The organism is Myxococcus sp. RHSTA-1-4, from assembly GCF_020037125.1.
Lineage (GTDB): Bacteria > Myxococcota > Myxococcia > Myxococcales > Myxococcaceae > Myxococcus.
In genome coordinates this window covers 271,313-283,054 of sequence record NZ_JAIQDG010000006.1, presented here as the reverse complement: position 1 = coordinate 283,054, position 11,742 = coordinate 271,313, and the positions used below count along the sequence as shown (strand labels likewise).

At 67.5% G+C, this 11,742-nt stretch carries 15 protein-coding genes; all 15 read left to right on the top strand.

Features of this window, described 5'->3' with window-relative positions:
- The first annotated feature begins 44 nt into the window (after positions 1-44).
- The 15 genes from K8638_RS11870 (at position 45) to K8638_RS45170 (ending at position 11,650) form a co-directional block, all read left to right on the top strand.
- On the top strand, positions 45-812 hold the full coding sequence (locus K8638_RS11870) for a flagellar biosynthetic protein FliO (protein WP_223754591.1): 768 nt from the start codon (positions 45-47) through the stop codon (positions 810-812).
- Positions 813-822: 10 nt separating this feature from the next.
- On the top strand, positions 823-1,653 hold the full coding sequence (sctR, locus tag K8638_RS11865; RefSeq protein ID WP_223754590.1) for a type III secretion system export apparatus subunit SctR: 831 nt from the start codon (positions 823-825) through the stop codon (positions 1,651-1,653).
- An 11-nt stretch (positions 1,654-1,664) separates the two neighbouring features.
- Positions 1,665-1,928 carry a flagellar biosynthesis protein FliQ gene (gene fliQ / locus K8638_RS11860; protein WP_223754589.1) on the top strand — a complete coding sequence of 88 codons (264 nt, stop codon included), beginning with the start codon at positions 1,665-1,667 and terminating at the stop codon, positions 1,926-1,928.
- Entirely contained in the window at positions 1,925-2,743 is an 819-nt protein-coding gene (locus K8638_RS11855; protein WP_223754588.1) for a flagellar biosynthetic protein FliR, read from the top strand. Before fliQ ends, K8638_RS11855 begins: the two co-directional genes overlap by 4 nt.
- 24 nt (positions 2,744-2,767) lie before the next feature.
- The gene (gene sctU / locus K8638_RS11850; protein WP_223754587.1) at positions 2,768-3,850 is read left to right on the top strand and encodes a type III secretion system export apparatus subunit SctU; all 1,083 of its coding nucleotides are present in this window, start codon (positions 2,768-2,770) and stop codon (positions 3,848-3,850) included.
- 43 nt (positions 3,851-3,893) lie between these two features.
- Positions 3,894-4,181 carry an EscU/YscU/HrcU family type III secretion system export apparatus switch protein gene (locus K8638_RS11845; protein ID WP_223754586.1) on the top strand — a complete coding sequence of 96 codons (288 nt, stop codon included), beginning with the start codon at positions 3,894-3,896 and terminating at the stop codon, positions 4,179-4,181.
- A 47-nt stretch (positions 4,182-4,228) separates the two neighbouring features.
- Positions 4,229-4,708, top strand: coding sequence for a hypothetical protein (locus K8638_RS11840; RefSeq protein ID WP_223754585.1), 480 nt, complete (start codon positions 4,229-4,231; stop codon positions 4,706-4,708).
- A gap of 4 nt (positions 4,709-4,712) precedes the next feature.
- Positions 4,713-5,189 carry a SycD/LcrH family type III secretion system chaperone gene (locus K8638_RS11835; RefSeq protein ID WP_223754584.1) on the top strand — a complete coding sequence of 159 codons (477 nt, stop codon included), beginning with the start codon at positions 4,713-4,715 and terminating at the stop codon, positions 5,187-5,189.
- 166 nt (positions 5,190-5,355) lie between these two features.
- Positions 5,356-5,952, top strand: coding sequence for a hypothetical protein (locus K8638_RS11830; RefSeq protein ID WP_223754583.1), 597 nt, complete (start codon positions 5,356-5,358; stop codon positions 5,950-5,952).
- Positions 5,953-6,113: 161 nt separating this feature from the next.
- Complete coding sequence (locus K8638_RS11825) at positions 6,114-6,329, top strand: hypothetical protein (protein ID WP_223754582.1); 216 nt, start codon at positions 6,114-6,116, stop codon at positions 6,327-6,329.
- A gap of 230 nt (positions 6,330-6,559) precedes the next feature.
- Positions 6,560-7,021: a hypothetical protein gene (locus K8638_RS11820; protein ID WP_223754581.1), complete on the top strand. Its 462-nt coding sequence runs from the start codon at positions 6,560-6,562 to the stop codon at positions 7,019-7,021.
- Between the two features lie 131 nt (positions 7,022-7,152).
- Positions 7,153-7,623, top strand: coding sequence for a tetratricopeptide repeat protein (locus tag K8638_RS11815; RefSeq protein WP_223754580.1), 471 nt, complete (start codon positions 7,153-7,155; stop codon positions 7,621-7,623).
- An 81-nt stretch (positions 7,624-7,704) separates the two neighbouring features.
- Positions 7,705-9,828 (top strand): type III secretion system export apparatus subunit SctV, encoded by a 2,124-nt coding sequence (gene sctV, locus K8638_RS11810; protein WP_223754579.1) that lies wholly within the window; start codon positions 7,705-7,707, stop codon positions 9,826-9,828.
- A 137-nt stretch (positions 9,829-9,965) separates the two neighbouring features.
- Entirely contained in the window at positions 9,966-11,081 is a 1,116-nt protein-coding gene (locus K8638_RS11805; protein WP_223754578.1) for a DUF1521 domain-containing protein, read from the top strand.
- A 50-nt stretch (positions 11,082-11,131) separates the two neighbouring features.
- Positions 11,132-11,650, top strand: coding sequence for a tetratricopeptide repeat protein (locus tag K8638_RS45170; RefSeq protein ID WP_223754577.1), 519 nt, complete (start codon positions 11,132-11,134; stop codon positions 11,648-11,650).
- The last annotated feature ends 92 nt before the right edge of the window (positions 11,651-11,742 follow it).

Sequence of the window (11,742 nt, the reverse complement as noted above, 5' to 3'; positions counted from 1 at the left end):
CCGTGGCGGTCCTCCGTCCAATGAACTAGCCTCGCCCCCCAGCCATGGCAGTCCTCCGCTCCCCCTTCATGCGCCTGTTGCTCGGTGCCGCGCTGGTGCTCACGCCGCCCGCCGCCCTGGCGCAGGCTCCGTCCGCGCCCGGCTCTCCGGGTGGAGCGCCGGCGCAGGCGTCCTCCGCGACGGGAACCCCCGCGGAGGCCGCGCCCACGCCTCCTCGCGCTTCTTCCACCTCCGCCGCTCCGTCCGCGGAGGCCGAATCCGCCGCCACGTCCCCCGCGGTGGCCACCGCGCCCGCGCAGGGCGAGGTCCCGTCCGCGAAGGTGGACGCAACCTCCGCTCCCGGCGTGAAGGACGAGCCGTCCCTCGGGGCCGACAGCAAGTGGGACGACCCCACGCTCGAGGCGGCTCCGGGGGCAGGGGAGGAGCAGGAGAGCCTGGGCTGGACGCTCCTGCGCACGCTGCTGGTGCTGGGCGCGGTGGTGGCGTCCATCTACCTTACGCTGAACGTGGGGCTGCGCCGGCTGATGGGCCTGCAGGCGGTGGCCTCGGGCCGCCAGCCGCTGGTGTCCGTGGTGGAGCGGCTGCCGTTGGATCAGCGCCGCAGCCTCTTCGTGGTGAAGGCCGCGGACGAGTACCTCCTGGTGGGGGGCGGCGAGGCCGGCCTGCAACTGCTGTCGAAGCTGGATTCAGCGGCGGTGGAGCGCATCCGCGCCCAGCGCCCCGAGACGAACGTGGTCCCCCTGAGCCCCTTCCTCCAGAAGCTCCTCTCCCGCCGCTCCGGCGGCTCGCCCTCCCAGCCTCCCGGCGCCTGACGACCTTCCCGTGAACACCCCGCTCTCCGCCCGCCCCTCCCTTCCGCGCATCCCGCCCTGGCTGTTCGCGGCCGCGGTCTCGCTCCACCCGTTCATCGCGCTCGCCCAGAAGAAGAAGGGCGGTGCACCGCCCATTCCGGACGCGGTGGTCAACGAGGCGGTGAGCAGCGACTCGTTCACCTCGCGCCCGCTCATCCTCATCCTCGCGCTCGCCGCCATGGGCCTGGTGCCCTTCGCGCTGATGATGGTGACGAGCTTCGTGAAGATTTCGGTGGTGCTCTCCATCGTCCGCTCGGCGCTGGGCACCCAGCAGATTCCGCCCACCCAGGTCATCACCGGCCTGGCCGTCATCCTCACCGTCTACATCATGGCCCCCGTGGGGCAGGAGATGTACCGGGCGGCGGGCGTGGACATCTGGGCCAAGGGGCCGGGCGTCTTCTCCTCGGAGACGGTGGGCTCGCTGCTCGGCGCGGCCAACAAGTCCAAGGAGCCGCTGCGCGAATGGCTGATGAAGAAGGTCACGAACAAGGACCGTGCCCTCTTCTACAACCTCGCCAAGAAGATGCGGAAGGGCGAGGACCGTGACGCGGTGGAGAACACCGACTTCATGGTCATCATCCCCGCCTTCGTGGTGTCCGAATTGAAGGAGGCCTTCCAGATAGGCTTCCTCCTCTTCGTGCCCTTCATCGTCATCGACATGGTGGTGGCCAACATCCTGCTGGCGCTGGGCATGCACATGCTGTCGCCCACCACCATCTCCATGCCCTTCAAGCTGCTGCTGTTCGTGCTCGTGGACGGCTGGTACCTCATCGCCAAGGGCCTGGTCGTCGGCTACCTGTAGGAAGGCGCCCCATGAATCAGCTCACGTTCATCACCCAGGAGGCGCTGTTCCTGGTGCTCGTGGTGTCGGCGCCGCCGGTCCTCACGAGCCTGCTGGTGGGTTTCCTCATCTCCCTGTTCCAGGCCACCACGCAAATCCAGGAGCAGACGCTCACCTTCGCGCCCAAGGTCGTCATCGTCTTCGGCGTGCTGGCGCTGACAGGCCCGTGGATTGGCAGCCAGCTCGTGCGCTTCACCTTCCACGTCTTCGACAGGTTCCCCGCCCTCATTCGATGAACGTCGCGGACCTCGTCAACGAGCTGGCCTCGAGGGCCAACGTCTCGGCCGTCATCTTCACGGTGGCGCTGCTGATGTGCCGGGTCATGCCGGTGCTCATCTTCAGCCCGTTCCTGGGCGGCGAGGTCGTCCCCACCGAGCTGAAGATGGGCGTGGGGCTGACGCTCTCCATCGTCCTCTTCCCGGTCGTCCAGGACGCCGTGAAGACGATTCCGCTGAGCGCGCTGCCCTACATCGCGCTGATGGCGAAGGAGGTCTTCATCGGCTTCTCGCTGGCCTTCGTGGTCAACGTCGTCTTCGAGGCGGCGCGCGTGGCCGGCACCCTGGTGGACACCATGGCCGGCAGCAACAACGCTCAGCTCTACGTGCCCCAGCTGGGCCAGCAGGTGTCGCTCTTCTCCAACCTGAAGGTCCAGCTCGCGGTGGTGCTGTTCCTCACCCTGGACGGACACCACCTGGTCATCGAGGCGCTGGGTGACAGCCTCGTCGCCATTCCCCTGGACGGCTTTCCCCGCTTCGCCAGCGGCGCGTGGCCCTTCTTCGACCTGGTCATCCGCGTGTTCGCGGACCTGCTGCGGGTGAGCCTGGCGCTGGCCGCGCCCGCCATGCTGGCCACCTTCCTCACGGACGTGGCCCTGGGCGCCATCAACCGCGTGGCGCCGCAGATTCAGGTGTTCTTCATCTCCATGTCCATCAAGCCGCTGGTGAGCGTGCTCATCGCCTTCCTCGTCATCAGCGCGCTGGTGCAGCGCATGCAGGACGAGCTGAAGGGGATGCTGGGCATGCTCCACGCGGCCCTGCGGCTGCTGACCTGACCTGCTTCCCCCCGGACACGCGCGATGTCGGACGAGAGCGGAGAAAAAACAGAAGAGCCGTCGCAGAAGAAGCTCGACGACGCGCGCAGGAAGGGCCAGGTCTGGAAGAGCAAGGACCTGAGTGGCATGGGCGTGCTGCTCGTGGGCCTGGCCGCCGTCAAGGGGACGTGGGACTCGCTGGAGCACGAAATCTCCAGCCTCTTCCAGTTCACCTTCGACCACGTGGCGCATCCGGAGAACCTGGACGTCGTCACCGGGCAGGCGCTCTATCTCGCGGTGCGCACGCTGCTGCTGGTGTCGCTGCCGGTGCTGGCGGGCGGAGCGCTGATGGGCGGGCTGCTGGAATACGTCCAGGTGGGCACGCTCTTCACCATGGACCCGCTGATGCCGAAGCTGGAGAAGCTCAACCCCCTCTCGGGGTTGAAGAACATGTTCTCCAAGAAGGCGTTGGTGGACCTGCTGAAGAACCTCATCAAGATTTCCGTCACCGCCTACGTCGTCTACGGCGTGGTGCGCGACGCGATGCCCCTGGTGGTGGAGACCATCCGCCAGGACACGCGCGGCATCATGACCATCATGGGGGAGCTGGTGACGCGCGTGGCCAGCCGGGTGGCGCTCCTCTTCGTCGTCTTCGCCATCTTCGACGTGTGGTGGCAGCGCAAGTCCTTCATGAAGGACATGATGATGACGAAGGAGGAGGTGAAGAAGGAGTACAAGGAGAGCGAGGGTGACCCGCACCACAAGGCCAAGCGCAAGGAACTCCACCAGGAAATCATGGAGGGCGCGCAGATGGAGGCCGTGCGCGAGGCGGACGTCATCGTCACCAACCCGGACCACGTCGCGGTGGCGCTGAAGTACGACCGCGAGAAGGACGGCGCGCCCCGGGTGCTGGCCCGCGGAATCGACCACAAGGCGGAGCGCATCAAGGCCATTGCCCGCGAGACGGACGTGCCCACGCTGCGCAACGTGCCCCTGGCCCACGCCTTGCTGCGGGTGGAGGTGGGGCACGAGATTCCGGAGGAGCTGTACGACGCCGTCGCCGAGGTCCTCAACTTCGTCTACGGGCTGAAGCAGGCCCCGGCCGCCCCGGGCGGCGCCCGCGCCTGAAGGGCAGGGGAGCGGCTATCATGCGTGCACAGCGGAGCAGCCCATGAGTGACGACGAGGCCGAGATCGCCATCGCGCTGAAGTACGACAAGGACAAGGACGGCGCCCCGCGCGTGGTCGCCAAGGGGATGCGGCTCAAGGCGGAGAAGATTCGCGCCATCGCCCGGGAGCACAACATCCCCTTCATGCGCAACGTCAACCTGGCCAACGCGCTGTACCGCGTGGAGGTGGGGCAGGAGGTGCCGGAGGAGCTGTACGACGCCGTCGCCGAGGTCCTCAATTTCGTCTACGAGCTGCAGCGCGAGCAGGCGGCCGCCAACGGGAAGCGCTAGGGGGGCTGGACGGCCCCCACCCATCTGGAGTGAGGTTCGGAATCACGATGTCCAGAATCAACAATCAGCCCCCCAAGGCGCCGGCCTGGCCGTGGGGGGGACCCCGAAGCGTCCGCGAGCGGCTCGTCGACCCGTCCCAGGTCGACCGCAAGAAGCTCCGCAAGGCGGGCAATCCCAAGAACCCGGCCCTCGCCTCGGCCGCGTTGCTGGACTTCATCGGCCCGGCGCACTCCTCGGAGGAGCTGCGCCTGCCGCTGCCCCCGCACCCCGGCGGGCACGACGCGGACCTGGAGGGCTTCAGCGACCGCCCCCACCTGGCCAGCGTCGCCGGCCGCGGGGAGGAGGACCAGCGCCGCATGCTGGAGCGGGGCCTGTCCCGGGTGAACGCGCCGCCGGAGCGCCTGGAGCGCCTCAAGGCGCTGCTCCAGCGCGAGTCCGCCATGCTCACCCTGGTGGATCAGGTCAACGAGGAGACGAAGGAGATCATCCGCCGCATGTGGGCGGAGCAGAAGGACGAGGGCTACTAGCGCCATGTCCGTGCTGGATCCGGAGGACCCGCAGGACGAGGCGAAGCTCACCGCCCTCCTGCAGCGCTGGGCGGAAGGCAAGGCCACCCTGCGCGACGTGCGCGGCTACTCGGACGAGGAGCTGTACGCCATCGCCAAGACGGCCTACTTCTTCTTCTACCAGGGCCGCGTCAGCGAGGCGCGCACGCTCTTCCAGGGGCTGTACGCGGTGAACCCCACGGACTCGTACTTCGCCAAGGCGCTGGGCGTGGTGGAGATGGCCGCCGGCAATGGGCAGGGCGCGCTCGCCGCCTTCGACGTGGCCGCCAAGCTGTCCCCCCAGGACCCGTCCGTCTACGTCGGCCGCGCCGAGGTGAAGCTCGCGCTCGGCCAGAAGCCCCAGGCCATCGAAGACCTGCGCCGGGCCGCCGCCATGACGCCCGGGGACGACGCCGTGGTCCGCAAGGCCGGCGCCATGCTGAAGGCCCTGGGCTACCGCTGAGGGCGCCGGGCCCCCTCTCCGGGGGCCATGGAGTGGGGGGCGCCCCGGGGGCCGTTGCCGGCCGTACACCCGTGGCCTTCCTGTCACGGCCCACGCACTGTGTGAGTCAAGAACTGTCTGCTAAGCTCGAACCGTTCACCCCAATTCAATGGAGAGGTGGAGAGATATGAGCACCCAGAACCCCAAGAAGGAGCGCCGCCCGCTTCCTCCCGAGCCCCCCGAAGTCATCGCCAAGCGCGACAAGCTGCTGGCGGAGCTCGAGGTCCAGTCCAAGACGGCCACCGGCACCTTCCAGCAGGTGGTGCGGACCATGAAGACGCTGGTGACGTCCACCCAGCCGGGCTCGCCCTTCGACGAGGCCCTCTACGGTGACGTCTCCGGCGCCCTCAACCGCTTCATGAAGGACCCCATCCTCCCGGTGCCCCCCGTGCTGGGCATGGTGGTGGACTACCTGCAGACCCGCCTGAGCACCTACGGCGTGACGGTGCAGAACGCGGTGAAGGAGATGAACCCGGAGCTGCACGCGAAGATGGCGTACACGCCGCCCGCGGCCTCCTCCGCGGCCGCCGCTCCCGCCGCCGCCCCCGCCTCCGCGGGCGCCCCCAAGGTCAAGGACGGCTTCGAGGGTGCCTCCAAGGCGCGCCTGGCCCTCAACCCCGAGGCGAGCGTGCCGGCCCCGGCCGATCCGAAGCAGGAGCAGCAGAACCTCGAGTCCTTCAAGGCGTGGATGAAGAACCCCTCCCTGGGCAAGCTCAAGGGCTAGGTCTCCCTCGGGGGGGCCCTCCGGGGGCCCCGCGAAATGCCGGGAAAATGATCTCGGATAATTCGCAGGAAACTCCGGAGCCCTCCCCCCGATAATCCTTTTGTAGCCGCCGCTGCACACCACTTCGCAGCAACAACCCATCCAAATCACAGGAGAACGCCATGTCGATCTCGAACGTCTTCAACAGCGCCGTCAACAACATCATGAAGGGCTCTTCCTCCTCCGAGGCGATGATCGCCGCGGCCCCCGAGGACCAGAAGGACTTCCTGAAGGCGCAGCAGCAGATGCAGCGTGAAGCTCAGGTGGTCCAGCTGATCACCAACATGATGAAGAAGCTGGACGACATGGCGCAGTCCGTCCTCCAGAACATGAAGTAAGAAGGAGCCGGCCGCTGTTTCCCGCGGCCCTGCTTCTCCCCGGCCTCGCACCTGTCCTTCCCGGACGGATGCGGGGCCGGTTCATTTTCCGGCCTCGCATCCGCCCCCGTCCGGGCGGTGGCGAGGCCGTTTCATTTCCCGCCGCCGGTTGGCAAGCGTCTGGCATCTGTCGGAAACTTTCGCCATTGCCGTGCGAGAATCCGTCTGAACCCACTTTTCGGAGAACACTCATGGCTTCTACCTCTGGTGTTGGCGGCCCGCGCGCGCCGGCTCCCGCCCCGAAGCAGACCGCCGCCGCCGAGACGGCCGTCGACCCCCAGGTGAAGGCGGCGCAGGACCTCATCGCGGAGATCGCCAAGAAGCCCCAGGACAAGGACCTGTCGGCCCAGCAGACGCAGGACTACGCCCAGGCCATCGCCCTGGACCACATCGCCAAGAACAAGACGTTCCTGGGCTTCCTGGGCAACAGCACGGTCCAGAAGCTGGGCAAGAAGCTGGAGGCGGACATCGAGGCGTTCATCGCGAAGAACCCCACCGCGACGCCCAAGGAGATCAAGGAGCACATGGACGCGCGCTTCAAGGCGCAGCTGTCCTCCGCCGTGGTGAGCAAGGGCGTGGTGGACATGGCCCTGAAGCAGATGCAGGAGCGCCTCGAGCAGCTTCGCGAGGGCACCGACTCCTTCGACAAGTAGTTCCGCGGTCACCCGGTCCACCGGCTGGCGGGGCGCCTCCTTCACGGAAGGGTGGCCCCCGGCTGGTGGGCCCGCTGGAGCCGGGCTAGACTCCACGCCGCTTTCGCTCTCGCCCCGGGGATGTGTCCACGATGACGACCCAAGCCAAGGCGCCGGTCTCCAACGACGAAGGGAAGCCGCTGTCAGGCCCGGAGATGCTCGAGCGGGCCACGGACGGCTTCAACCTCTTCCAGAACGGCCAGTTCCAGGAGTCGCTGGCCATCTTCCAGAAGCTGGCGGCCATGGACCCGGCCGAGGCCTACTTCCAGACGGCGCTCGGCGCCTGCCACCTGGCGCTGGAGGACCTGGACCAGGCCGAGGCGTACTTCAACCGCGCCATCGAGCTGGACCCGTCCGACCTCACCCCCTTCGTCAACCGGGGCGAGGTCCACCTGCGCCAGGGCAAGGTGCTGGAGGCCGCCCGGGACTTCAATCATGCCGTGAGCCTGGACCCGGAGGGGAAGGACCCGCTGAGCGCCCGGGCCCGGATGCTGGCCGCCGCGGCGCTGGAGAGCGCCGAGGAGGCGCACGGCGTCTCCGAGCCCGAGTCCGGCGGGCGCTGAGGGCTTTTCCCCACAATCCGCTGGCCGGAGGCGGCCCCCTTGGGCTTGGGGCCGGGCACGGACTAGGATGGCTCCCCGCTGATGTCCGCCTCCAATCCGAACAGCTTCCTGAACAAGTATTCCGACATCGTCCTGGCCATCGTCGTCGTGGCCATCGTCGGAATGATGATCGTCCCGCTGCCGACGCTGCTGCTGGACATCCTGCTGACGCTGAACATCAGTATCTCGGTGGTGCTGCTGCTGGTGTCGCTCTACGTGCCAGCGGCGCTGCATCTGTCGGTGTTCCCGACGTTGCTGCTCATCACCACGATGTTCCGGCTGGCGCTGACCATCTCCACCACGCGCCTCATCCTCCTCACCGGCGACCCGGGCGAGGTGGTGGTGGCGTTCGGCAACTTCGTGGTGCAGGGCAACTTCGTCGTCGGCGCCATCCTCTTCATCATCCTCGTCATCGTGAACTTCATCGTCATCTCCAAGGGCTCGGAGCGTGTCGCGGAAGTGGCCGCGCGCTTCACCCTGGACGCGATGCCGGGCAAGCAGATGTCCATCGACGCGGACCTGCGCGCGGGCTCCATCGACCAGGACCAGGGCAAGAAGAAGCGCCGGGATTTGGAGCGCGAGAGCCAGCTCTTCGGCGCCATGGACGGCGCCATGAAGTTCGTGAAGGGCGACGCCATCGCCAGCATCATCATCACCGTCGTCAACATCGTCGGTGGCCTCATCATCGGCGTGACGCAGAAGGGCATGTCGGCGGGCGACGCGGCGCAGAAGTACACGCTGCTGACCATCGGTGACGGCCTGGTGGGCATGATTCCCGCCATCCTCGTGTCCACCTGCGCGGGCATCATCGTGACGCGCGTGGGCGGCGAGGAGGAGGGCGCCCACCTGGGCATGGACATGGGCAGCCAGCTCACCGCCTACCCGAAGGCCATCGCCATCGCCTCGGGCATGCTCGTGGTGCTCGGCCTCATCCCCGGTCTGCCCAAGATTCCCTTCTTCCTGCTGGGCGCGGGCGCGGGCTTCGCCGCCTGGACGATGCTCAAGAAGCAGAAGCAGGCGGAGCTGGTGGAGGAGGCGGGCCCGGCCCTGGAGACGGACAACGGCACGCCGGTGGCGACCGAGCCTCCGCCCAAGGAGCCGATGAACCCGGACTCCGAGCTGTTCATCCCCGTCGTGACGCCCATCGTCCTGGAGGTGTCCGACGCGCTGGTGCCCTACGTGGACTCGCGCCAGGACAACGGGAAGTTCCTCTTCGAGCTCATCCCCTTCATGCGCGACGGCCTCTTCGTGGAGCTGGGCGTGCGCTTCCCCGGCGTGCGCGCGCGTGGCAACGGCTCCCTGCCGCCGGGCGCATATCAGATTCAAATCAACGAGGTGCCCGTCGTCACCGGCCAGGCCACGCTGGGGCACATCCTCGTCAACGACACGGTGGACCGCCTCAAGCTGATGAACATCCAGGGCTTCGAGGCCGTCAACCCCGCCACCCGCCAGCCGGCCGCGTGGGTGCCCGAGCAGCACCGCGATACGCTCGAGGCCGCGGGCCTGACGACGTGGGACGTGCCCGGCTACATCATCCTGCACATGGCCGCCGTGCTGCGGCGCAACGCCCGTGAGTTCGTCGGCGTGCAGGAGACGCAGACGATGCTGGAGCAGCTCGAGAAGGCCTTCCCCGCCATCGTCAAGGAGGTGGTGCCGAAGGTCGTCAACGTGCTCAAGCTGACGGACATCCTGCAGCGCCTGGTGGAGGAGGAGATCTCCATCCGGGATTTGCGCGGCATCCTCCAGGCCCTGGCCGAGTACGGGCAGGTGGAGGCGGACAACGTCATGCTCACCGAGCACGTGCGCGCCGCGCAGCGCCGCTACATCTCCCACAAGTACGCGCGCGGCACCGGCACCCTGGTGGTGTACCTGCTGGACCCCAACATCGAGGAGGCCATCCGCGGCTCCATCAAGCGCACCTCGGCGGGCGCGCACCTGGCGCTCGAGCCGGAGCTGGCCCAGGAAATCGTCCAGGCCGTGCGCTCCGAGTGTGGCCACCTGCCGCCCAGCGCCCAGCGCCCCGTCATCCTCACCGCCATGGACATCCGCCGCTACGTCCGGAAGCTGCTGGAGTACGAGTTCACCCCCTCGTTCTCCATTCTCAGCTACCAGGAGCTGTCCCCCGAGCTGAACATCCAGCCCGTGGCCCGCATCTCCACCCGGTAGGTTCAGCCCCTACCCGGGGCGATTCTGACTGTGTGCGGAAACCTTCCATGAGACGCAACTCGCGGGTGGGGGCCCCGATAATCCTGATGAAGCAGCAAGCGCTTTCGACGCGCACCTAACGAATTCAGGGAGGCACCATGTCGTCCGGGATCAGCCAGCTGAACATCAACGCCCGCATCAGCATCACCACCGCGCCGGGGTTGAGCGAGACGGAGCTTGCGAAGAACAAGAAGCTCATCGACTCCACGGTGGACCACTGCCTGGCGGAGATCAATTCGGCGGTGGCGAAGCTGAAGTCCCTGGAGCAGTCCAGCGGCACCAGCAGCAGCTCCTTCTGCGGCACCCCGTCGCAGGCGAGCGGCTCGCAGAGCAGCGCCTCCTCCTCCGGCACCAACGGCTGCTTCCCCAGCGAGTGGCCGGACTACTCGGACTACTTCAAGCCCAAGGACAAGCTGAAGGTGGACTCCGGCACCGGCACCATCACCACGCCGGGCGGCTACAAGATCGAGCAGCTGGGCCAGTTCGAGTGGAAGATCTCCGGTCCGGACGGCAAGAGCACCCGCGTGTGGGGTGACCCGCACGTCGACGAGAGCGACGGCGGCAAGTTCGACTTCAAGCGCAACACGACCTTCTCGCTCCCGGACGGCACGGAGATCCACGTGACGACCAAGCCCTGGGGCAACAGCGGGATGACCGTCACCGGCCAGCTGGACATCACCAACGGCCATGACCACGTCACCGTGTCGGACATCGACAAGGGCAAGGGCAAGGTCAGCGCCAAGATCGAGAAGGACGGCTACGAGACGAAGGTCGGCTTCAAGACGAAGAACCAGGACATCCTCCACATGGGCAAGGAGACGGATGACTGGTCCTTCAAGGGCCGTGAGGTCATCGGCGACAACAACGGCGGTGAGACCTTCAAGCTCGGCAACCTGCTGCAGCACGGCAACCACGCCGTGGACGGCACCAAGAACGAGGTGTGGACGTCCGGCAAGCCGAGCCCCGCTCAGCGCGACGACTTCATGGACCGCATCTCCAAGGCGGTGCAGGAGCTGTTCGACACGGCGAAGGAGACGCGCTCGCACGGCTTCAACCCGTTCCGCGGCCGCGACGACATCTTCAACAAGTACGACAAGAAGCAGCACCGCGACGGCATCCAGCACGCGTTCCGGGCCGTGAAGCACATGTTCCGGGCGCTGGATGAGATCAACAAGCTGAATGATATGGTCAGCCGCCGTAACTTCTTCGTCTGACCTGGACCCGATGGGTGGGGGCCCTGAAGGGGCCCCTGCGTGAGGTGGCCGTGAGCAGCAATCCCGAGAGCCAGCAGCCTGAGGTGAACATCCCTGAAGTCGCGGGAGAGCGGCTGATTCGAGGGGAGGTCCCCCTGGGAAGATTCCTGGGGCTGACGCACGCGCAGCTCATGGCCATTGCCCAGACGGGGCACAAGATGCTGGAGGCCGGCAAGGCGCCGCTGGCCCTCGAAATCTTCGAGGGCCTGGTGGCCGCCGCGCCCCAGGACACGGTGTTCCTCACGCAGCTCGGCGCGACGTACATGACGCTGGAGCGCATGGATGACGCGTTCCGCGTGTACGACCAGGCCCTCCTCCTCAACAGCACCAACGTGGACGCGCTGGTGGGGCGTGGGGAAATCCACCTGCGCCGGGGACAGGTTCCCGAGGGCCTGAAGGACCTGAGCCGGGCCATCGAGGCCGACCCCGCGCTGAAGCGCCGCTCCACGCAGCGCGCGCATGGCACCCTGCTCGCGCTCAAGATGCAGGCGGAGCAGGCCAAGGCCGCGCCGGCCCCCGCGAAGAAGTAGCCGTCACTCCCCACCGGGGAGTCAGCCAGGGCCCGCTCCCCATGCGTTGGGGACGCGGGCCCGCTTGCGTTCAGGGCCTGGCGGGGCTCGGG